Origin of the sequence: Paenibacillus dendrobii, from assembly GCF_009807035.1 — a bacterium.
Lineage (GTDB): Bacteria > Bacillota > Bacilli > Paenibacillales > Paenibacillaceae > Paenibacillus_AQ > Paenibacillus_AQ dendrobii.
On sequence record NZ_WUBI01000001.1, the window covers coordinates 548,641 to 572,172 of the forward strand.

The 23,532-nt window shown below is 48.5% G+C and carries 20 protein-coding genes; 14 read left to right on the forward strand and 6 right to left on the reverse strand.

The annotated features are described in order from the left end of the window. Window positions 1-46: 46 nt before the first annotated feature. A complete protein-coding gene (locus tag GRF59_RS02355; protein ID WP_160496059.1) occupies window positions 47-919 on the reverse strand; it encodes an aminoglycoside 6-adenylyltransferase in 873 nt (290 codons plus the stop codon). Next, window positions 920-1,774: an SDR family oxidoreductase gene (locus tag GRF59_RS02360; RefSeq protein WP_160496060.1), complete on the reverse strand. Its 855-nt coding sequence runs from the start codon at window positions 1,772-1,774 to the stop codon at window positions 920-922. 243 nt (window positions 1,775-2,017) lie between these two features. Between GRF59_RS02360 and GRF59_RS02365 the strand changes: the two genes are divergently transcribed. Beyond that, the gene (locus GRF59_RS02365) at window positions 2,018-3,412 is read left to right on the forward strand and encodes an MFS transporter (protein ID WP_160496061.1); all 1,395 of its coding nucleotides are present in this window, start codon (window positions 2,018-2,020) and stop codon (window positions 3,410-3,412) included. A gap of 105 nt (window positions 3,413-3,517) precedes the next feature. Further along, a complete protein-coding gene (locus tag GRF59_RS02370) occupies window positions 3,518-3,841 on the forward strand; it encodes a 2Fe-2S iron-sulfur cluster-binding protein (RefSeq protein WP_160496062.1) in 324 nt (107 codons plus the stop codon). Window positions 3,842-3,922: 81 nt separating this feature from the next. On the opposite strand, the gene GRF59_RS02375 is transcribed toward GRF59_RS02370, so the two are convergent. Further along, on the reverse strand, window positions 3,923-5,230 hold the full coding sequence (locus GRF59_RS02375; RefSeq protein WP_237391759.1) for a lytic polysaccharide monooxygenase: 1,308 nt from the start codon (window positions 5,228-5,230) through the stop codon (window positions 3,923-3,925). Window positions 5,231-5,406: 176 nt separating this feature from the next. Further along, entirely contained in the window at window positions 5,407-6,762 is a 1,356-nt protein-coding gene (locus GRF59_RS02380; protein ID WP_160496064.1) for a lytic polysaccharide monooxygenase, read from the reverse strand. 656 nt (window positions 6,763-7,418) lie between these two features. Between GRF59_RS02380 and GRF59_RS02385 the strand changes: the two genes are divergently transcribed. The 8 genes from GRF59_RS02385 (at window position 7,419) to GRF59_RS02420 (ending at window position 18,781) form a co-directional block, all read left to right on the forward strand. Beyond that, a complete protein-coding gene (locus GRF59_RS02385; RefSeq protein ID WP_160496065.1) occupies window positions 7,419-8,663 on the forward strand; it encodes an MFS transporter in 1,245 nt (414 codons plus the stop codon). Window positions 8,664-8,932: 269 nt separating this feature from the next. Beyond that, complete coding sequence (locus GRF59_RS02390; RefSeq protein ID WP_160496066.1) at window positions 8,933-11,122, forward strand: sialidase family protein; 2,190 nt, start codon at window positions 8,933-8,935, stop codon at window positions 11,120-11,122. A gap of 186 nt (window positions 11,123-11,308) precedes the next feature. After that, the gene (locus tag GRF59_RS02395) at window positions 11,309-12,028 is read left to right on the forward strand and encodes a YebC/PmpR family DNA-binding transcriptional regulator (RefSeq protein WP_160496067.1); all 720 of its coding nucleotides are present in this window, start codon (window positions 11,309-11,311) and stop codon (window positions 12,026-12,028) included. Window positions 12,029-12,191: 163 nt separating this feature from the next. After that, window positions 12,192-13,247 (forward strand): LacI family DNA-binding transcriptional regulator, encoded by a 1,056-nt coding sequence (locus GRF59_RS02400; RefSeq protein WP_160496068.1) that lies wholly within the window; start codon window positions 12,192-12,194, stop codon window positions 13,245-13,247. A gap of 684 nt (window positions 13,248-13,931) precedes the next feature. Beyond that, complete coding sequence (locus GRF59_RS02405; protein WP_341479997.1) at window positions 13,932-14,897, forward strand: ABC transporter permease; 966 nt, start codon at window positions 13,932-13,934, stop codon at window positions 14,895-14,897. Window positions 14,898-14,909: 12 nt separating this feature from the next. Beyond that, window positions 14,910-15,794: a carbohydrate ABC transporter permease gene (locus GRF59_RS02410; RefSeq protein WP_160496070.1), complete on the forward strand. Its 885-nt coding sequence runs from the start codon at window positions 14,910-14,912 to the stop codon at window positions 15,792-15,794. 47 nt (window positions 15,795-15,841) lie between these two features. Next, window positions 15,842-17,467: a type 2 periplasmic-binding domain-containing protein gene (locus GRF59_RS02415; protein ID WP_160498084.1), complete on the forward strand. Its 1,626-nt coding sequence runs from the start codon at window positions 15,842-15,844 to the stop codon at window positions 17,465-17,467. Between the two features lie 36 nt (window positions 17,468-17,503). Further along, a complete protein-coding gene (locus tag GRF59_RS02420) occupies window positions 17,504-18,781 on the forward strand; it encodes a Gfo/Idh/MocA family protein (protein ID WP_160496071.1) in 1,278 nt (425 codons plus the stop codon). 87 nt (window positions 18,782-18,868) lie between these two features. Here the strand turns inward: GRF59_RS02420 and GRF59_RS02425 are convergent, their stop codons facing one another. Then, window positions 18,869-19,177 carry a hypothetical protein gene (locus GRF59_RS02425; RefSeq protein WP_160496072.1) on the reverse strand — a complete coding sequence of 103 codons (309 nt, stop codon included), beginning with the start codon at window positions 19,175-19,177 and terminating at the stop codon, window positions 18,869-18,871. Window positions 19,178-19,197: 20 nt separating this feature from the next. Then, the gene (locus GRF59_RS02430; protein WP_160496073.1) at window positions 19,198-19,428 is read right to left on the reverse strand and encodes a hypothetical protein; all 231 of its coding nucleotides are present in this window, start codon (window positions 19,426-19,428) and stop codon (window positions 19,198-19,200) included. A 328-nt stretch (window positions 19,429-19,756) separates the two neighbouring features. On the opposite strand from GRF59_RS02430, the gene GRF59_RS02435 reads away from it, so the two are divergent. From GRF59_RS02435 to glpX, 4 genes are all read left to right on the forward strand, one after another. Continuing rightward, entirely contained in the window at window positions 19,757-20,728 is a 972-nt protein-coding gene (locus GRF59_RS02435) for an alpha-L-fucosidase (RefSeq protein WP_160496074.1), read from the forward strand. Between the two features lie 218 nt (window positions 20,729-20,946). Then, window positions 20,947-21,564 carry a helix-turn-helix transcriptional regulator gene (locus GRF59_RS02440; RefSeq protein ID WP_160496075.1) on the forward strand — a complete coding sequence of 206 codons (618 nt, stop codon included), beginning with the start codon at window positions 20,947-20,949 and terminating at the stop codon, window positions 21,562-21,564. Window positions 21,565-21,577: 13 nt separating this feature from the next. Next, on the forward strand, window positions 21,578-22,381 hold the full coding sequence (locus GRF59_RS02445; protein ID WP_160496076.1) for a pyruvate, water dikinase regulatory protein: 804 nt from the start codon (window positions 21,578-21,580) through the stop codon (window positions 22,379-22,381). 56 nt (window positions 22,382-22,437) lie between these two features. Further along, complete coding sequence (glpX, locus tag GRF59_RS02450) at window positions 22,438-23,412, forward strand: class II fructose-bisphosphatase (protein WP_160496077.1); 975 nt, start codon at window positions 22,438-22,440, stop codon at window positions 23,410-23,412. Window positions 23,413-23,532: the final 120 nt, after the last annotated feature.

Here is a 23,532-nt window from a genome sequence, read left to right on the forward strand (position 1 = left end):
GAACTTGAGTAAATGATTGCTGAATTATATAGCATAAACGGAGAATTTAAAAGATTGTTTCGGCATGAGGCGAAAGTGCGTGCACATGCTTCAAATAAGCAGTTACTCGTTGATCATCCTGTTGAGGATACGCAAATCCGAAGTGATCCGCGACGAAAAATGCGCTGCTGCGAAACAACCTGCACATGGCGAACAATGCTCTCCATACCTCTTCATAGTCTCCCTTGCAAAAGGTCGAGAGGAGCTCGTTCCATTGAGGTTCCGACATATATTTCTGCAGATACTTGCCATTTTTACCCGCACTCACCGAGAAATCCGTTTGGATTCCAACCTGCCATTCGAGCATTTTGATCAGCATCGGCCGCATTACCTGATGCAGATGATCCTGGGCGTACAGGATTTCCTGTCTCCATAGACCTTTGGCCACATAAGTTGAGACCCACCAAAATTCATTGCAGCAATCGGCAAAAAATTCGCTGGAAGGACGTTGTATCCAATAATCCTCGTCCGTGGGTGCAGGTACATGCGGGAGAGATTGATCTTTATCGAGAAGAACAAGGGTCAGCTTATCCTCTTGACAGTAGGCTTCTTGATCTTCGACAGGGGCAAGCATAAGATCGATCCGGTTTCCATCTGTAAATAACATCAAATACGTAAAGCGTCCGCCGAGCGATGGAGGGAATAAATTCATATCTTCCGGCGTCTGCATAATAATCCGTTCACCGAACACGTCCACCCAATGCGGATCTCGAAGAAACGAATCCATTTCGGATACCAGATAGACGATATCATAATCCTGAAATGGATCAACGGGTGCGCGTGGATTGGTGCGGGAGCCGTTCATGGCCACCGCACGGATCCGCTCGTCTTTTCCCGCCACATTCAAAATTAACTCCAACATTTCCTGCTTTGTTCTCATTTATTTTCCTTTCCGGGTCATCTGAGCGAGGACATCCCACTGTTCATCGGTTACTTGACGCAAATCATTAAACTGTCCCGCTCCCTGAAGCCATTCACCGCCATCGATCGTAACCACTTCACCATTAATATAAGATGCATAATCCGAGATCAGAAAGGCTGCGAGATTCGCAAGCTCTTCTTTGTCCCCGACTCTTTTCATTGGAATGCGGTCCAGCATTTTTTCTTCCAGCTCCGGTGTAGGTGATAACCGCGACCAAGCGCCTTCTGTTGGAAAAGGTCCAGGGGCAATCGCAACCTGGCGAATGCCATACGGAGCCCATTCAACCGCAAGCGACCGGGTGAGGGCAAGCACGCCGGCCTTCGCAGCGGCAGATGGCACAACATAACCAGAACCGCTGGATGCATAGGTCGTTACGATGTTCAACATGGTGCCGGAGCGTTTTTGCTCGATCCAGCGTTTTCCTATTTCAAGGGTAGCATAGAACGTACCATGCAGTACAATACCAAGGACGGCGTCTACAGCGCGGGTAGAGAGTCTTTCTGTTGGGCTGATAAAGTTGCCGGCCGCATTGTTGACCAGTATGTCCACGGCACCATAATGCTGCTCTACAGCATCCACGAGAGCGCTGATTTGGGCAGGATCACGGACATCGCAGGGTTTATAAAACACACTGTAACCGCTTGCAGAAAGATCGCTAGATGTTTGCTGCAATACTTCTTCCCGGCGTCCGGTGATCGCAAGCTTCGCTCCAAGCTTCAGAAACTTCTCTCCCATAGCACGGCCGAGTCCTGTAGCTCCCCCTGTAACTAATACGACTTTATCCTTCAGCAAATCACTCGAAAATGGCTCCATATGAAGACCTCCCTGATTTCTGGACTGGAAATAAATAGAATACATGGTTTAACTATACTGAAATTCAAAACAAGTGTATAGCATTGTGAAGGATAATCGTTGAAATGAATTCTTTTCAAGCCGGATCGGGTTCAGTACAATAAATTCAAACATGAAAAAGTTTCCTGCGAACGCTTGGTTGTTCGGTCGACAACCATGTTTTGAAGGTGAATGACCCACATCATCAGGAAAGGATGAATCTGATTGTCCGGTATACGCAACAAATGGGGGATACTGCAGGTCGTTAACATGGGAACGCTGATCTCAACGCTCGATGTCGGCATTGTGAATGTATCCCTGCCCGTGATGGCGAGCCAATTTTCGGTATCTCTTGCGCAAATTCAGTGGGTGGCCACGGTGTACCTGCTGACGATGGTAGTCCTGCTGCCTTTCATGGGGAAAATGTCAGACCGCATGGAACGAAGAAAGGTATACAGCTACGGATTTTTAATCTTCGGCATCGGTTCTTTATGTATTGCTCTTTCTCACAGCTTCATGCTTCTGCTGCTTTCCCGCTGTCTGCAGGGGATTGGAGCAACCATGATTATGGCCAATAGCCAAGCCATGGTCAGGCATGCTTTTCCCGACCATGAGCGGGGTAGGGCGCTTGGCTACAACGCAATCGTCATTTCGGTCGGAACGTTATCGGGCCCGGCGCTCGGCGGTTTGCTGCTGGAGGTTGTTGACTGGACGTGGCTGTTCTGGATTAATGTACCGATTTCACTTGTTGCCTGCTGGCTCGGTTTCAAGTGGTTTCCGCGGAGCGGGCAGACTGCAGCTAAAAGTCCTTTTGATTACCTGGGCACCATTTTATTGGGAGCGGGCGTATGCCTGCTGATGCTGGCTGCCGAGGCAGTCAAAGACGGATCACATTCATGGAAGGTATGGCTGGAAGGAGGCAGCGGCATCCTGCTGCTGTGCCTGCTAGTCATTCAAGCGCAAAGAATCGATTATGGCATCATTGACCGCGAGCTGTTCAGTCACCGGAAAGTTTGGTTCGGGAATACCTCTTCGTTGATTATCAATCTCGCGCAGACGGCAACGCTGATCCCGGTTACCTTCTACCTGCAGAGCGAGCTTGGCTTCTCCGCTTGGTGGACAGGGGCGATACTGATGCTGCAGCCGCTGGTCATGGGCATCGTGGCTCCTTTTGCAGGCTGGTTCAGGGACAAATACGGCGGGAACTTTCCCATTAATGCCGGTGCAGTGCTTTGCGCGGCATCCATGCTTTTTGTCGTGTTCATGCCCTCCATTTCGGCCTGGAGCATAGGCCTGCATCTCGCCGTATTCGGCATTGGAACGGGGTTGTTCCACGCGACTAACAATGCTGAAGTCATGAGCGCAGCTCCGGCCGAGAAGAGCAGTCTGGCTGGCAGTCTGCTGGCTTTGGTTCGCTATCTCGGACAAATCATCGGAATCGGACTTGCGACCTTGCTGGTCGGAACGATGGGGAGCCAAACGCATGCTGCCGAAAGCTTCGGAATGCCGCTGCGCGTGCTTTTTGGCATTTGCTGTGTATTATGTCTTGCTGTAGCGATATCCGGTCGTTATTTGCCCAAGGAGAGACCACAGCGCTCGCGTGTTTCAGCATCATCATAAGACGAAAGGCACACAAGCTTGAACTTTTGGCTCGAACAGGTAATAATGAGTAGTTGATAAGATCAACTCTAAACGAATCATTGATGCAGCAGAGGAGGAGAAATGATGCCAACAATTCTTGTTGAAGGCCGCGGACCGATCGAGATCGAAGAGGGAAAGAAGCTGGTGCTGGCACTCGAAGATAACGGCGTCGATATTTTGCACCGCTGCGGCGGCAACGCGAGATGTACGACTTGCCGGGTGGAAATTCTGGAAGGCGATGCCGAACCGATGGGGGAAGCGGAAGCGGAAATTCTTGAGAAAAAAGGAATAGCCGAACCGAACATTCGCCTATCCTGCCAGATTCGTGTACATAGCGATCTAACGGTAAAGCCGGTCATGACCGTATCCGAGACTGGCATGGATGCGGGCAAAAGACCAGAGGAATAATCACCTCCATAACAAAAAAACGCACAAAAAAAAGCGGCAAGCGATCTCTTAGAAGAGAAGGCATGCCGCTTTTTGCTTGATCTATTTCAATTGCCAGAGTGCTGGAACATTCGTAGGTTCCCATCCGATAAGCGAGGTATGCGGCTGGCGGCATTCATACGTTGCGCCGTTGTATGTTACGAGCGTGCCCGTCGTATAAGCCACATTAGGAGCCCAAGCAGAAGCTGCTGGAGCTTGCGCTGTTGTTGCAGTCACCGCGTTGCTGCTTGCGGATTTGTTGCCGGCAGCATCAACGGCTTGAACCGTGAAGGTATATGCCGTATTGGCTGCAAGACCTGTCGCCGTATAATTCAGGGTTGTACCCGATACGCTGCCAGCCAATGTCGTTCCCCGGAAAATTTGATAACCGGTGACCCCGACATTATCTGTGGCTGCATTCCAAATGAGCGAAATCGTAGAGGAGGTTGGCGTTCCGCTGACTTGAAGATTGCCAGGTGCTGTTGGAGCCGTAGTATCGACTGGCGGAGGACTGGACGTCGTAAACGTAGCCGCATTGCTGGCTGCTGACGTATTGCCCGCTGCATCCACCGCTTTTACCGTAAACGTGTAAGCCGTACTGGCTGACAACCCGGTTACGTTATAGCTCAGTGTAGAGCCGCTTGTTGTCGTAACCAGAGTAGAGCCGTTATAGACTTTATATCCCGTTACGCCAACATTATCGCTAGAAGCACCCCAGGAAAGAGTTGCTCCAGAAGCGGTAATGCTTGCAGCCGTAAGATTGGATGGAGCAGTTGGAGCTGTAGTATCGGCCGGATTGCTTCCTCCACCGCCAAAATCGGCATCAATAACGTTATAGAATGCATTCGCCGTATCGGCTATTTCCCAGACAGCCAGAATAACCTGGTATCCCGTACGGCTCGGAACCGTACATGTATCCGTGTATGTGGCTCCAGGCTGCTTGCCTTTGTAATCGACGGAACAGAATGGAGTCAAATCGAATTGTGCCCGGCTGAGTGGCTGATTCGGATCCCAGTTTTGTTTGGTGATGTAGTATTTCCAGCTTGTCGTAGCATGCCGAGCTTCTATTGTCCATTTGAATGTTGTCGTGCCTGGTGTCATATTGACTTTGCTCCAGCGCGTTGACGACTGCTGATCAAGCTCAGGGAACAAACCGCTGGCACTGGCGATCTTGCCGTCGGCTGGCCCATTTTGAGGAAACCCTTTATAGGCTTCAAGACTTTGAGGTTCGTAAATGATAGCGCCACAGTTCTTGTTGACGCCTTCTGCGCACAGATAACCACGGCTGCCAGGTGATTCGATATAGCCATGTGCTGAGGCTTTATCTGCGATGAGGAACATCAGCAGTACCAGGCCTGCAAATGCGGCCATCGCTGCCACCTTCTTTAGCCCCCGGGACTGTAGTGTGAAATAGGTTGTCATAATTCTCCTCCTAACATCATAATCTATGAATATATTTCTGGCAGAGTTAAAGGATTGCTAGCCCGTAACTCTGCCATATGATCTCATATAACCTTTGATTTTTTGATCTAAACGTAGGGTTTGACTTATTTCAACAGCCAGAGCGCCGGAACGTTCGATGGCTCCCAACCAACGATGGACGTATGCGGCTGGCGGCATTCATAAGTTGAACCGTTATAACTCACAAGGGTACCTGTTGTGTAAGCAACGCCTGGTGCCCATGGAGCGGCTGCCGATGCTTGAGCGGTAGTCGCCGTTACTGCGTTGCTGTTGGCGGATTCATTGCCCGCTGCATCAATGGCACGAACTGTAAACGTATAAGCCGTATTTGCAGTTAAACCGGAAGCGGTGTAGTTCAGTGTGGTTCCGGAAACTGTGCCGGCAAGCGTTGTTCCTTTATAAACACGGTAGCCCGTTACGCCCACATTATCAGTGGCTGCATTCCAAGCAAGTGAAATGGACGAGGAAGTTGGTGTACCGCTTACTTGAAGACCTGTTGGAGCGGTAGGAGCCTGCGTATCTGTGGATGGTACAGATGCCGTCGTGAATGTGACTGCGTTACTTGCAGCCGAGGTATTACCTGCTGCATCCACTGCCTTAACCGTGAATGTGTAAGAAGTATTGGCTGTCAGGCCGGTTACATTATAGCTAAGGGCAGATCCTCCGGTAGTCGTTACCAGCGTGGAACCGTTGTAGACTTTGTAGCCGGTAACACCAACGTTGTCAGTTGAAGCTCCCCAAGAGAGAGACGCTCCGGTGCTGGTTACGTTGGAAGCTGCCAGGCTAGTAGGTGCTGTAGGAGCGGAAGTATCGGTAGGAGTACCGCCACCGCCACCAAAATCAACGTCAATTACGTTGTAGAATGCATTAGCCGTATCTGCAATTTCCCATACAGCGAGAATCACTTGATATCCGGTTCTGCTAGGAACGGTACAAGTGTCGGAGTAAGATGCTGGCGGTTGACCAGTATAATTCACCGAACAGAATGGAGTGAGATCGAAGGAATCACGGGTGAGAGGGGCATTTTGATTCCAGTTTTGCTTCGTGATGTAATATTTCCAGCTAGTTGTGGAGTGTCTGGCTGTCAAATTCCATGTGAAGGTTTTCGTACCTGGAGACATGCTGACTTTGGACCAGCGGGTGGAAGACTGCTCGTCCATCGTAGGGAAAGCTCCGTTTGCACTTGCGATTTTTCCATCCGCAGGACCCGCTGCCGGGAATCCTTTTGGTGCTTCGAGACTTTGTGGTTCGTACATAACTTGGCCGCAGTTGGAATTGACGCCTGTTTTACACAGATAAGCGCGGCTTCCTGGAGATTCAACATAACCGTGGGCAGAAGCCCGGTCGGCGATAAGCAGCATCAGGGCTGCCATAAAAATAAGCATACCGCCAGCGATCAACCATCTCGAAAATCTTTGGTTTGGTAAACGAAGTGCTGTCATTCTAATACCTCCTCGAATTTTTCAAAAAAATGAATGCGCGATTAAAGCCAATCATGAACCCGCCAATACCGATCGCAACACCTCCCTTAATAAACTCCTATCGAGTAATTCCGACCGTCCGATATGTTTGTGTCAATTCATGGATGTTCATCTATATAAACTCTTAAAGAGCTTATATAATTACCAATAAAAGCGTTTACATAAAGATCGGTTTTGAATAATTTAAAGTAGGGAAAGTAGAAGAGATGTTAACCATCCCTTGATGATTGGGTAGATCATCAATAAATTCAAAATTCACCAAAATGCCACATGTAAATCTATTTATTGTAAAAATTAACATTGATATAATATTAAAATAACGTATATTTCTATCCTCTACAATTATATTAATCAACGATTTCCTATAATAAATGACGATTCAATATCCTAATCAGATGAAAATTTGTTTTGGAGACTTTTCATGATTTACAAGAAAACGTTTTTTTCTACATGCTTAATACAATGTCGTTCATCTGGGATAGGGGATTCGCTTCAGAGGAGAAATACCTTCTGAACCATGCTCTGAAAGAAAAAGATCATTGGATGATAGTTAACAGAAAAATAGTTATGTAAACTGAATGATACATATCAACTAATCAACAAGGATGAGGTAATCGATGAAAGAGAGGAACAGATTTGCTTTACTGATTTTTGGAATTGGTTTTTCCAATCTGGGCAGCTGGATTTACTTTGTAGCGATCAATCTGCTTATCATTCAGATGACGGGCTCCGCAGCTGCGGTAGCTGGGTATTTTATCGTAAAACCTGTGGCCATGCTGCTGACCAATATATGGTCCGGAAGCTTGATTGACCGTGTGAATATCCGCAAACTCATGATCGGCGTCGATATCATCCGGGGATTGTTGATTGCGACGATTCCGTGGCTGCCGTCCATCTGGATGATTTATGCGGTAACTTTTTTGGTGAGCGTCGCGGGTTCCTTTTTCGGGCCTGCTTCCAATGTATATATCACCAAGCTGATACCGGATAACCGGCGTCAACGCTTTAACTCCATCATGAGCATGACGAACTCCGGCGCATTTTTGCTCGGGCCGGCCATTTCGGGTTTGATTATTAATCTGACGAATACGTCCTTCAGCATTTTGTTTAATGCGGCAAGCTTTCTGGTGTGTGCATATTTGATATCACTTCTGCCAGACGTGGATGAAGATCATGAGAAACTAAGCGAACCGGTACGTTTACGCACGCTGGTGGATGACAGGCTCGTCGTTTTTCGTTTTGCGAAGACATCCGCCTTTTTTACAAGTATTTTCATACTCATCCAGGTTACGATGCTGATCGGGTTTTCCATCGATTCGCAGGAAGCGACGTATATCAGGATGCATTTGCAGCTTTCCGAAAAAGATTATGGGAATCTGCTTAGTCTGACGGGCGTTGGCTCGCTTGCAGGCTCTTTTATTGCGACGCTGCTAGCGAAACGAGTATCCTACCGCATGTTTATCGGCGCAGGTATTACGATGACAACCGTATGCTATCTCTGGTTCTATCTTTCTTCCGGAATTCTGTCCGCAACGGCGGCCTTTATGGTGCTAGGTTTTTCGATGTCTTTCGGCAGCTCCGGTTATGCGACCTTCTTTCAAAGACATGTGCCCGCGGCGATCATGGGGCGCTTTGGAAGCTTATCTGATATGACACAAAGCATCATTACCATCGTGCTGACGCTTGCGGTCGGTGTTCTTTCCGACATGTTTTCGGTACAATGGGTATGCAGCATTGCCGCAGGAATCGGAATCATCGTATGCGCGATATTGGTCGTCAAATCATTTTCAGCCGCGGGAACCCGCTTTTTCCTATCTAAAGATGAGACAACATCTAACGCTGGAGCCAATATTAGCGCATGAGTCACGGTCCATGATACGATTCAACGAATTTTAACCCATTCGGATACAACGGATGGGTTTTTGTATGTAGGTGAGGAATTTGAGGCAACCTCCTCACAGTGTGGTCAAATGAGGTCAAAATACTGCCTTAAAAGTAAAAAATGAGGTATTTAATGATCGGTAGAAGTAGCTTATATTACATTTTGTAAGCGCTCTATTTATATTTGAGAGAGGAGGAACTGTTACATTTATTCATACCCTATAAAACACGTAGAGGAGTCCTGTCCAAAATGAAATGCGGTCATATGTTGCGTATCGTGTTAGGCGCCAGTCTGTTGGCAAGCAGTATCGTCGGTTTGGCACAAACTGCCAAAGCTTCTCTTTCGGATGGTCTAGTTTTGGATTACACGCTAAACCGTGCTTTTAACGGGATGAGTGAATTTGTTGATAAGACAGCGGATCTGGGCACGGTTTCCGGCTTAAGCCAAGGTTCGGTTGCGGTTAAGTTCAAAACAACCAGTACGGCGCAGGCCAAAACCTTTCTTAGCGCTTCGGATACGTCAGACCCGTCCAGCAATCTTTCATTTACGATGAACAACGGGACTGTTTACTTTGAGAATAGGGAGAACGGCGTTTACGCCACCCAAATCAGCGCATCAGGGGCTTACAATGACGGGAGCTGGCATACCGCGGTGCTAACCGTGAACAGCTCAGGAACAAAAATGTATGTGGATGGAAGCATAAAAGGCACATCTGATTCAACAGCGTTCATGTTGAACGTAACCAATCTGAACGGCATGTGGGTCGGCAAAAACGTTGATAACGGCGGCAGCCAATGGTTCTACGGAGGCGAAATGGACTATGTAAAAGTATATAACCGCGCACTTACAGACACGGAAGCCCAGCAGCTTGCGGGAACCCTTCCGGACCTCGTGGCGACATACACAATCCATCAGTCGTTTAACGGCACAAGCGATTTCTTGGACAAAACGGGCGATTTAAGCGTCGTCTCGGGGCTAAGTCAAGGAGCCATTGCCGTGAAATTCAAAACGACCAGCACGGCACAGGCCAAAACCTTCCTGAGCGCATCCGATACATCGGACCCGTCCAGTAATATCTCGTTTACGATGAACAACGGGACAGTGTATTTTGAAAACAGGGAAAATAATGCGTATGCGACCCGCATCAGCGCCGCAGGTACCTATAACGACGGGAACTGGCACACGGCCATTCTGAATGTAGGAAGCACGGGCAGCAAAATTTATATTGACGGATATGAGAAGGTAACTTCGCCGTCTATCGCATTTTTTACGAACGTAACGAATCTCAGCGGCATGTGGGTCGGCAAAAACGTCGACAACGGCGGCAGCCAGTGGTTCTATAATGGCGAGCTGGACTTCATTAATCTGTATTCCAATCCGCTCTCCGATAATCAGATCAAGCAAATCAGCAGCACATTTCAAGATACCATTCTGTTCGATATCAACGACGGGAAAGGGTACGCCCAGTACCGGATTCCTAGCATCGCGGTCATGACTGACGGCACGGTTCTGACCGTTGTCGAAGGACGTTCGGGTGGCGACCAAACACCAACGGATCTCGTGCTCAGACGCAGTACGGACGGCGGTAAAACTTTCTCTGACAACGTGATTCTGGCACCTGGGAAATCACAGGGATTTGCAGAAATGAATCCGATGCTGCTGGCGGAAAATACGGGCAGTACCGTCCATCTGCTGTGGAGCCGCTGGAAGTGGGGCAATTGCCAGTACTTCATTCGCACCAGCCATGATAATGGCGTTACGTGGGACGCGGCAAGAGACATTACCAGCGTGCTGAACGCCTACAAGGATCCTGCCAACCCGAATTACTTCGCCAATCTGTCCGGGGCCGGCATGGGGCCGGGCCACGGTATTCAACTGAAGGATGGAACGCTGATGGTTCCGATCTATTTCACGACGCCGAACTGGACGAACAGCACCGTAGCAACGATCTACAGCAATGACGGCGGCCTGACCTGGCAGGCGGGTACCAAAGTACCTAATCCTTCCGGATTCACGAAAATTCACGAAAACATGATGGTAGAGCTTTCGGACGGCAGCCTGATGGCGAATATGAGAAATCCGGGCAGCAATTACCGTGCGATATCCACTTCAAGCGGCGTTACGGGTGCCTGGAGTACACCTCATTCCGATCAGGTTCTGATCGATCCGGTTAACGAAGCCAGCATTCAGCGCTACGATGATTCAACGATACTGTTCACCAACGCGGCAAATTCATCGTCGCGCACACATATGACGATCCGCATGAGCAATGACGACGGTGCGACATGGTATAAATCCAAAGAAATTTACGCAGGTTCGAACGGCTACTCGGATATCGGCGTCAGTTCGAACAAGACCATCTACGTTTTCTATGAAAAACCGGCTTCTCAAAAAATCGCTCTAGCCATCTTTAATAAAGCATGGGTAGAAGCTCCATAAGCCTATGGACAAAAGCCGCTTTGCAGAAATGCAAGGCGGCTTTTGCTGTTGATTCGAAAGGTTCGAAAACGCCATAATACTACAAACTACGGCATAAACTTGTTCATCTGCCTATTTCGAGCTATAATATACCAGTGTATTTATAAGACCGAGGTAACGAATCAATAGCGAAAGAGAGCGGAAAATATGGGTCGTAAATGGAATAATATCAAGGAAAAGAAAGCTTCGAAAGACGCAAATACAAGTCGCATATATGCCAAGTTTGGCCGTGAAATCTATGTGGTTGCCAAGCAAGGCGAGCCTGATCCGGAATCCAACCGCGCACTGAAGGTCGTTCTGGAACGCGCCAAAACTTACAATGTGCCGAAAGCGATTATCGACCGCGCATTGGAAAAAGCGAGAGGCAACTCCGATGAAGTATACGACGAACTCCGCTACGAAGGTTTCGGACCGAACGGTTCGATGGTCATCGTGGATGCATTGACCAACAACGTGAACCGGACGGCTTCCGAAGTACGTTCCACGTTCAGCAAAAACGGAGGGAATCTAGGAGTCAGCGGCTCCGTCGCTTATATGTTCGATCAGACAGCAGTGATCGGCATCGAAGGCAAAACGGCCGACGAAGTGCTAGAGCTGATGATGGAAGCGGACGTAGACGTACGCGACATCGTGGAAGAGGACGAATCGGTCATCGTTTATGCTGAGCCGGATCAATTCCAAACGGTTCAGGATGCTTTCAAAGCAGCAGGCGTAACCGAGTTTACGGTCGCGGAACTGACCATGCTGGCGCAGAACTACCTGACCATTCCTGAAGATGCCCAGGCGCAGTTCGAGAAATTGATCGACACGCTTGAGGATCTGGAAGATGTTCAGCAGGTATATCATAACGTTGAGTTCGAAGATTAATTGGAATTGAACGCTTCAAAAAGGAGGCTGCTATGAGCAGCTTCCTTTTTTTCTATGCAGGTTCCGTAATTCACATGTCAGATTTATACAATATATGATATGATCATGCGGAGTAAACTTTTTGGAGCCAAACAAACCAAAAAAAGAGAGGAGAGGGTAAGCCATGGCGAAGCTGAAGGACATTGCCGAGCGGGTTGGCGTATCCATATCAACCGTTTCCCGCGCAATCAGCAATGATATGAACCGGCCGGTGAACGAAGAAACCAAGCAGAGAATACGGGCAGCGGCAAGGGAACTCGGGTACCGCCTTCAGGAGGAAACCTATGCGAGTTCTCCCGCTAGTGGAGCTCCCAAACATATCGCAATTGTCGTCCCGCAGCAGCTGATTGAGAATCATCCTTATTTTACCGAGGTGCTGGCCGGATTTCATGACCGGATGGACGAGCTGGGTCACCCTCCTGCGATCGTTCGTACGTCGGATGAAGTCAGTGATGCCGATCGGATCAAAAACCTTATCAGGGAAACGGGGATCAAAGGCATCGTGGTCATCAGCTGGTATGATCCGGAGCTGATTGAGCTGCTTGAAAAAGAGAAGATTGCCGTTCTTGGCGTCAGTCTGAACGATGATCGGCTGACAGTGCCCGTGGTGGACTGCGACCGGATCTTCTCCGCCAGGGCCGCAGTCCGTCATTTACTCGAGCGCGGACACCGCCGGATCAGTTTTATCGGAGGCCCTGCCTATTCGAGAAAAATGGACAACGATGAACGCTTCGTCGGATATAAATTTGCAATGCTGGAAGCCGATCTTCCTCTCCCGGATGAGTGGATCATCGACACCGGCTGGAATGTGAACCTTAGCTACAGCAGGCTTACCGAGCTTCTGAGCACTCGTCCGAAGGAGGAATGGCCAACGGCCATCCTTTGCGCAAGCGACATGCTGGCGATTCCCGCCATGCGTGCGGTCGTCGAACAGAAAGCGCGCATACCACAGGACATTGCTTTTGTCGGAATGGACGATATTTCGTTTGCGCAGTACACGAATCCTCCGCTATCCTCCGTCCATGTTCCCAAATATGAAATCGGCAAAGTGGCTGCGCAATTCATGATTGATTATTTGAATGGAGACTATCCTGCACTCCCCAAAATCCTGCTTCCTTACGAATTGATCATCCGAGAATCATCCGATTATGAGCGACCGGAGAAACAGCAGACCCCATAAAGAAAATATTATCACGCCAAATCTTGATGTAATGAATACTAACACAAAATTCTTATTTATACTATATAAATGCCTGACAACCTTCATTGGTGTCAGGTTATTTGTCGTATCAGAACCAAATATGAATGCGATTTATCCAAAACGATCCAAAAATAATGTTTGACAATCCAAATTATTCTATATTATGATGAGAAAAATTAAATGGTTTTGGCGTTTTAATCCAAAAATTTGGCGAGGTATTATTGAAAAGTTTTCATTTCGGTTCACATTATGACTGCGCTTACATACGTGTTGTCTTTGAATTAAGGCATAACTACCTACTCTATCTGCAGCCCTTCATTCCAGTACATTAATCCTCTATTCATCGTCTAATACTTTGAACTCTATCCAAATATAAATCCAAAATAGATGTGATTTTTTCCGAACTAAATGATGTAGATTTCACATTGCAATTTGTCAATTAACATAACATAGAGATTCGCGAATTCACGTTATCTTAAACTTTATTCCGTGAAGGGAGTGATTCGTTAAAGAACGATATCAACGATATAAAATGAACTAGCGTTTAACCTTGCTTCTCCTTTCATTCATCCGGAACACTGGCGAAGTACTTTCCTTATCTTTAGTTCAATTTATATGCAAGATGGCTTCACATGCACTGCTCGAATCAAGGAGGGGATCCTGGTGTCCAATATCAAGGTTTCAGCACTAGCCCATGTTGCTCCGGAAGTCAAGCGAGGCTCTAAGAAATTGAAATGGAGCCGCATTACGCGCAACTGGCAGCTGTATCTGCTCATTCTTCCGGTCATCGCGTACTATGTTCTTTTTCATTATGTGCCCATGTACGGCATTCAAATTGCTTTTAAGGATTTCATTGCGACCAAAGGAATTACCGGTAGTCCATGGGTAGGTACCGAACATTTCGAACGTTTCTTTCACAGCTATTTCTTTTGGCGACTGATCAAGAATACGTTGGGACTCGGTCTTTACAGTCTGGCATTAGGTTTTCCCATCCCGATCATCCTGGCACTCCTCATGAATGAAGCCAAATCGGCCAAGTTCAAAAAATTCGTGCAAACCGTTACGTACGCGCCGCATTTTTTGTCCACGGTCGTCGTGGTCGGCATGATGATGATTTTTTTGTCGCCCCGCTACGGCATCGCGAATCACTTCATTACGATGTTCGGAGGGTCTCCGATCAACTTCATGGCGGAGCCGGCGTGGTTCAAATCATTGTATGTTCTTTCCGATGTATGGCAGACAATGGGCTGGAGCTCGATTATATACCTGGCGGCGCTTGCGGGCGTTGACCATCAGCTGCACGAAGCGGCGCGGGTGGACGGAGCAGGGAGAATACGGCGGATATGGCATATCAACTTGCCGGGCATTCGGCCAACCATTATCATCCTGCTCATTTTGAATATCGGCAGCATCATGGGCATCGGATTCGAAAAGGTGCTCCTGATGCAAAACAACCTTAACATGGATACCTCCGACATCATCGCCACTTACGTATACCGGGCAGGTATCCAAGGTGCCGAATACAGCTTCTCCGCAGCCATCGGATTATTCAATTCCGTCATTAACTTCATTCTATTGATCACCGTGAACTGGGTTTCTAAACGCATGAGTGAAACGAGTCTATGGTAAGGAGGAAGCCGCATGCTATTGGAATCCCGTGGAGATCGCGTTTTCAATGTCATGATCTATATCGTGTTAAGTGTGATTACCGTCATTGTGCTGTACCCGCTCGTATTTGTGCTCAGCGCTTCTTTTAGCGATCCGCAGACCGTGCTGCGCGGCGAGATGCTGCTGTGGCCCAAGGGAGTGAACCTGAACTCTTATGCGAAAATTTTTCAGAACCATGACATCCTGACCGGTTACTCCAACACGCTTTTGTACACTTCCATCGGTACGCTGATCAATCTGGTCATGACGATCCTGGGCGCATACCCGCTGTCCCGGAAAGATTTCGTGGGCCGTAATGCCATTATGGCAATATTCGTCTTCACGATGTTTTTCGGAGGCGGTCTGATACCAACCTATTTGCTGATCAAGGATCTGGGAATGCTGAACACCCTGTGGGTCATGATCATTCCGAATGCCGTATCAATCTACAACATTATCATCATGCGGACCTTTTTCCAGCAGTCCATTCCTTACGAGCTGCAGGAGGCGGCAACGATCGACGGGTGCACCAACATCCAGATTCTACGCCGCATTATTTTGCCGCTGTCGATGCCGATTATCGCGGTCATGATTCTCTTTTATGCCGTGAGCCACTGGAACGCATTCTTCAATGCATTGCTGTATCTGTCGGATAAAAGCAAATTCCCGCTCCAGCTGATCCTGCGTGAAATACTCATTCAGGGACAGACGAGCGATATGGTCAAAATGTCGACCGAATCGGCGATCAAGCAGCAGCGTGAGGTGGAGGGGATCAAATATGCCGTGCTGGTCGTGGCCAATATTCCCGTGCTCATCCTGTATCCGTTCCTGCAGCGGTATTTCGTGAAAGGCGTCATGATTGGAGCCATCAAAGGGTAGCCCTTGAATGGATAGATGATGATATGAAAAGGGAGGAATGCAAGATGATGAGTAGCAAAAGGGGGAAGATGCTGCTGTCCTGTCTCGTTACAGTTTCCGTTCTGGCGGGATGCAGCTCCGGTAAGACGGCAGAATCTGGAGATGGGAAGGCCAAAGCGGCCGATGAGGCGCAAATCAACGCAACCGGGTTTCCGATCGTGAACGAGAAAATGACGGTGAATGCTTTCGCCGCCAAATTTTTCGCCAATGCAGATTGGAACAATATCCGAATCTGGAACGACTACGAGACGAAGACCAACATTCATGTTCAGTGGGATACAGTCCAGACGGATGCCTTGAAGGAAAAACGCAATTTGCTTCTTGCCGGTAACGATTATCCGGAGCTATTTTATGCTTCTGCATTCTCCAGGTCCGATCTGCTGAAGTATGGCAAACAGGGCGCCTTCATTCCGTTGAATGACCTGATTGACAAGTATGCTCCGAACTTCAAGGCTCTCATGGAAAAGTATCCGATCATCGCCAAGGGCATCACGATGCCGGACGGCAACATTTACGGTTTGCCGACGATCTATGATCCGGAGTTCAAATCCGTTCTGTACGGTACGCCTTGGGTGAAGCAGGAGTGGCTGGATAATCTGGGGCTCAAGCAGCCGGAATCGCTGGACGATTTTTATAGCATGCTGAAAGCATTCAAGGACAATGATCCGAACGGCAACGGCCAAAAGGATGAAATTGGCTGGGGCGCGGTCGGAACAGCCGGCATCGTCAATTATCTTCGAGGTTCCTTCGGGCTGAATACACATGGCACGTCGAACATCAACGTGGATACCGATCCGGAAACCGGAAAGGTTCGCTTCATTCCCGCTGATCCCCGCTACAAGGAATTGCTTCAATTCGTCAACAAGCTGTATAAAGACGGACTGCTGGAGCAGGATATCGTATCGGTGAAAAGCACGGAAGTGGACTCCAAAGGGATGCAAGGTCTGCTCGGTATCTCGGATAGCGTTGATCCGGTCGCGATTTATAACCAAAAAGGATACGTAGGGCTGAATGTGCTCAAAGGACCGCATGGCGATCAGAGCTACAACGCCTTTGGATCTCCGCTCGGGAACATCGGCATGTTCGTACTGACGGATAAGGCGAAAAATCCGGAGGCGATGATGCGCTGGATGGATTACTTCTACAGTGATGAGGGAATCAAGCTGTTCTTCATGGGCTGGAAGGACGAGACTTATGTGGAAGATGCCGACGGTAATGTGGAATATACCGAGGATATTAAAAACAATCCGAACGGTCTCACGCTGGATCAGGCGGTCGGACAATACCTGGTGTGGCTGGGCGGGTATTACCCGGGTTTTGTGAAACAGAAATACTTCAAGGGTGCGGAAGGAATGCCGACTTCGATCGAAAATGCGAAAAAAGCAGAGCCGTATGCCTTGGCACAAGATCAAATCTGGCCTCCGTTCAACTTCACCCAGGAAGAGCAAAGCGAATTGACCACGATTCAAACGGACATCGATGCCTACGTGTTGGAGATGAAGGATAAATTCATTACGGGCAATGAGTCGTTCGACAACTGGGATAAATATGTGGCCGCGCTTCAGAAAATGGGCGTTGATCGCTATGTCGCAATTTATGCGTCTGCTGCGGAACGATTTGCCAAGGCGGACTGAACAGACAATCAATAGAAAAGGTAGGGAAAAGAACATATGAATCCAATGACAGCTGTATTAGTCGGAGCGGGAGCCAGGGGCGCGAAAGGGTATGCCCGCTACGCGCTGGATTACCCGCATGAGCTTACGTTCGTAGCCGTTGCGGAAGCCGATCCGATTCGCCGAGCGCGATTTGCCGAGGACCATGACATTCCTCCCGAACGATGCTTTGCATCCTGGGAGCAGCTGCTTGAGCAGCCCCGGCTTGCCGAGATCGCGATGATCTGCACACAGGACCAAATGCATTATGAGCCCACGATGCTGGCTTTGAAGCAGCATTACCATGTGATGCTGGAAAAGCCGATGTCGCCGACTCCTGCTGAATGCATCGATATGGAACGAATGGCCCGGGAACAAAATCGTTTACTCACCATTTGCCATGTACTGCGGTACACGCCTTTTTGGAGCAAGATCAAGCAGGTTATTCAGGAAGGACGCATTGGCGAAGTCGTGTCCATTCAATTGAACGAGAACGTGGGATACTGGCATATCGCTCACAGCTTTGTGCGTGGAAACTGGAACAATTCCAACACTTCGAGTCCGATGATTCTGGCCAAATCTTGTCATGATATGGATGTGCTCTCTTGGCTCATGGACCGTCCTTGCCTTCGGGTCAGCTCGTTTGGTTCGCTGAAATATTTTCGTGAAGAACAAGCGCCCCAAGGCTCCGGTGACCGCTGCCTGGATTGTGCCGTCGAGTCAACTTGCGCATATTCCGCTCCCCGTTTCTATCTCAGCGATCAATATAAGGGCTGGGCAGGCCACTTTACTCCGGAATTGACGAGACAAAATATCATACAGGGCTTGCGGGATACGGACTATGGACGCTGCGTATTCCGCAGCGACAACAATGTCGTGGACCATCAGGTCGTGAATATGGAATTCGAAGGCGGGGCGACAGCCATGTTCAGCATGTGCGGCTTTACCTATGAGCAGGAACGGAGAATCCAGATCATGGGCACGCAGGGCGAGCTTCGCGGAGAAGAGGACAAGATCACATTGTACGATTTTTTGACGCATCAAAAAACGACGATCGATATTCCCGCTCAGACGAGCGGACATGGCGGCGGGGACAGTGGCATCGTACGCGATTTCCTGAACCAGGTGCGCGGCTACAACGGTCAGGATGAGAGTAAGAGCTCGGCATCCGCTTCCGTCCGAAGCCACATGATCGCTTTCGCCGCAGAATCCTCTCGGTTAAACGGCGGGCAGGCTATCGAACTCAATGATTATATGCGGCAATTGGCTCCTGCAGGAGCTGTTCAAGCAGAATAAAAAAGCCGCGCTGCAAGAATCGAAAAAAGATCTGTCTTCATTCCGGAAACGGGAAGACAGATCTTTTTGTGCCATGTAGGAGCTGCTTTATTCCAGAACGTTCATGGAAGCGATATGTTCTCTCGTTTCCTTCGTGCCGATATCGTACAACATGTGATAGATATCTTTTAGATCACGCTCATACAGGTCGTTATCGTTGTCGTAGTGCTCGGGGATGCCGGGATAGTGCATGCGGAAATAGGTCTCCATATCGAAGTGATACATGGAGCTGAACAGGTCTCGAAGCTGCTGAATCTCTTCCGGCGTTGCCTTGACGACCAGTTCATAGGGAGCCTCATCCTGGCGTTCTGAAATGTATCTGGATTGTACCGATATATAGTACGTCTTTTTATCCAAGAACAAACACTCCTAACGATTTAAGTTAATCCTTTGACCTCGAGATACCACCAGATCAATCCGCCAATGACGACCAGGATCGGAAAGGCCAGATAGAGGATGACGATGGGATTGGCGATCAGCGGATGCTTGGCGACCGTGGGACTGATATGATCGTATCTTTGTTTTCGTTGTTTACGCATGATGGACACGGACATGTATAGCGAGATTGCGCAGGCGATTACAGCAATGGCGATCAATACTGTATACATCAAGTTGATTTCTCCCCTGTCATCGTTTTGATTAATTCATATGATTTACTTAATCGACAAAAATATTCATATCCAGCTCGTGGAACGGCTCAGGCTGAATTATACAAATAATGGCATGAAATCACCAATGTAAGGAGTCGTTTCCGATAACTTTTTTATAACAAGCTTATCACCTTAATTAACCTATATCTGAGCGGATAAAATGATAAATAATAGTACACTTCGGCAAATACATAAAACGTTCAATATGATACGATATTTTCATTGCTAAAGGAATTATCTCCACACATTAGCGAATAAATTTGCAAATAATCAGGAGTGATTAACAATGAATCCGGAAGAACTTGTACAAAGGCAGCTATGGTTCGTGAATCAGCGCTTCGGGATGTTCATTCATTTCAACAGCGCGACGTTCCAGTTCGCCGATCACGAAATCGAAGACTGGGAATACGGGCATGAAAATAACGATGAGCCCCGCAGATACATATTCGACCCTATAAATTGGAACCCGGCGGATTTAGACTGCAAGCAGTGGGCCAAGGCAGCAAAATCGGCAGGCATGAAGTTTGCGGCCCTGACGGCCAAGCATCATGAAGGGTTTGGTTTGTGGCCAAGTAAGCATACGGAACACTGCATCAAAAATGCGGCCAATACCCGAGATGTCGTAAGCGAGTATTTGGCGGCATTTCGCGAGGAAGGCATTGAAGCGGGTTTGTATTTTTCGATGCTGGATCTGCACCATCAAATCAACCGCAAGAAATGCACTCCCGAGGACAAGGCGTTCATTAAAAATCAACTGGAAGAGCTGTTGACGGGTTACGGCCGTATTCCCTTCCTCATCATTGACGGCTGGAACGCGCATTGGGGCGGACCGAACTACGAGGATTTGCCTTTCGAGGAAATCGATGAGTTGGTGAAGCGTCTACAACCCGGATGCCTGCTGATGAACATTAGCTGCGAATCCAATCTGAATCATACGGACATCGTCTTTTACGAAAATGCGGCAGGCCAAGAAGTCGATGAGGCGTTCGCCGGACCGGGCGCAAGCTGCAATATTTTAACGAAAACCTGGTTCTGGAGAACGACTGATACGGCGATGGAACTTAGAACGTCCGACTGGGTATTGGATAAACTCGATGAAATGAGACGTCATAATGTATCCTTTTTGCTAAATGGGGCTCCTAACCGGCAAGGACTGCTTGATCCTAACGTGCTGGATCGCTTTCAAGAGATTGGGGAACGATACCGGCAGCCTGAAGAAATAACCCATATTCCGGAGCATTGGATGTATCGGGAGTAGTGGCCAATCACACTTGAATCATGATCAATATAAAGCTTTCTGCTGTTATTTTAATAACGGATAGAGAGCTTTTTTGTGCTTGAATCGTCCAAATGCATTTAATTAATTCATATATAAGACGTATTATATATTGATTAATCGTTTTATATGACGTATTATACAGACAGTAATATTGCATCGGAGAGGAGGAATTCCTTATTAAGCTGACTTCTCGGCAATTGGAAATTCTGGATATCGTAAAAAAGCATGCTCCCATCACGAGCGAACAAATTGCTGAAATGCTGAATTTGACCCGCCCAACCATCCGTTCGGACCTGTCGATCCTGGTAAGCCTCGATTATATCGATGCGAAGCCGAAAGTAGGCTATTTTCCGGGGACACGCAAGAAAATGGGGGAAGAAGATAAACAAAACCTGTTTGAAATGAAAGTTGGCGATATTCATGCCGTGCCTGTCATCGTTCGTGAAACGACAACCATCCATGATGCGGTAGTGACATTGTTTCTGGAAAATGTTGGACATCTCATCGTGACGGACGAAGAAGGCAAGCTTGTAGGCATTGTGTCCCGCAAAGATATGCTGAAGGTTACGCTCGGAAATGCCGCGGCATCAGCGATGCCTGTAAGTTTTATCATGACACGCAGAGCCAATGTGGTGACAGTTTCCCCCGAGGACTCCGTCCTGGATGCGGCTCGAAAGATTATTACGCATCAAATCGACAGTTTGCCTGTTGTCGTACCGGCACCTTCCGGACACGATGGGGACGTAAATGTGGTCGGTCGGATTTCCAAAACCAATATCATCAGAAAGTTACTTGAGATGCTAGCAGAGAATTAATGGGAGGAATGGGATGATACAGGCATCAAATCGTGTTATAGCCATTTGCTCGGACGCCATTGGCGAAACGGCTGAAGCGGTGGCTTTGGCAACACTTCGGCAGTTCGAGCTGACGAACACGGAAATCAAACGGATTATGAATGTTCGGCATGAAGATGAAATTACGCGTCTCATGGAGGAAGTATCCGGACGCGGCGGCATGGTCATTTACACGATCGTACAACCGGAGCTGCGGGAAGCGATGAAGGAAGAATCCATACGGCTAAATGTCCGCACGGTCGATATCATGGGACCCATGATGCAGGCCGTCATCGATACGTTCAACGATACCCCCAAGCGCCTGCCGGGGCTGCTGCATAGACTCGATGAGGATTACTTCCGGAGGATTGATGCCGTTGAGTTCGCGGTCAATAACGATGACGGCAAAGATGTTGGAGCGATCCTCAAAGCGGATATTATCCTGCTAGGCGTATCCCGAGTATCCAAGACCCCGCTGTCGATCTTCCTGGCGCATAAAGGCAAAAAGGTCGTCAATTATCCGGTCGTTCCCGAACTGACGCCGCCTGCGCAGTTGCGGGAGGTCAAGAGCGGAAAAATCTTCGGTCTGAACATCGATGCCCAGCAGTTGGTGAAAATTCGATATGAACGGCTCAAAGCCCTCGGACTCCCGGTAGAAGCCAATTATGCCTCACTTGAGCGGGTTGAAAAAGAGCTGGAGTACGCACAGACTTTATACGAATCCTTAGGCTGCCCTGTGATCGATGTGACGGATAAAGCGATTGAGGAAACGGCAGGACTGATCATGCAATATTTATAAAAATTGAAGTGAGATAAATAGATTATATACTTGAACAAAATGGAGGGAGATTTGAAATGGAACATCATATAGCTTTGGAGTTGGTACGTATTACGGAAAAAGCCGCGCTCGATTCTGCCCGTTGGACGGGAAGAGGAGATAAAAACAGCGCAGATCAGGCCGCAACCACGGCGATCCGGAGCAGATTAAACTCCGTAGCTATGGATGGCACGGTCGTCATCGGCGAAGGCGAAATGGACGAAGCGCCCATGTTATATATCGGGGAAAAGGTCGGCAACCGCCGCGGTCCGAAGATCGATATCGCCGTCGATCCTCTGGAGGGTACGGAAACCGTGGCAGCCGGCCTCAATGATGCCATTTCGGTTATCGCTGCCGCGCCGGAAGGCAATCTGCTGCATGCGCCGGATATCTACATGGAGAAGCTGGCTGTAGGACCGGCGCTTGCAGGACATTTGTCTCTGAATGATCCTATTGAAACAACCCTTGCCAAAGCCTCCAGCATTCTGAATAAACCGTTGTCCGATATGACGATCTCTATTCTGGATCGGGAACGTCACCAGGAACAGATTGCTGCACTCCGCAATGCCGGCGTTCGGATCAAACTGCTGAGCCATGGCGACGTAATGGGAGCCATTGATGCAGCGAGTGACAGTGACGTCGATATGTACATAGGATCCGGCGGGGCGCCGGAAGGCGTACTGGCTGCTGCTGCGCTGAAATGTATGGGCGGCGAAATGCAGGGGCGTTTGCTGCCGGACGGGATTGAAGAATTCGAACGCTGCAAGCGGATGGGGATCGAAGATCCACGCCGTCTGCTGACAATGGAAGACATGGTAGGACATGATAACGTGCTGTTTGTAGCTTCCGGCGTGACACCTGGAGAACTTCTGAATGGTGTACGTTACCTGCCGAATCAGAAGGCTGAGACGCATTCTGTCATCATGCATTCGCAGAACCAGACGATCAGCTTCTTGCGCACCATTCACAAGATGCCGATTTCAAGAGAGATTCCGGCTGAAGCAGCCATGTAAATAAGGGAGATAACTACATTCGGATTAATGATATTGAAGCGCGGTTTGAAAGTACATCAATGAATGTACATCAAATCCTGCTTCTTTTTTAGTGCAATACAATCTTCAGAAAATCCTTAT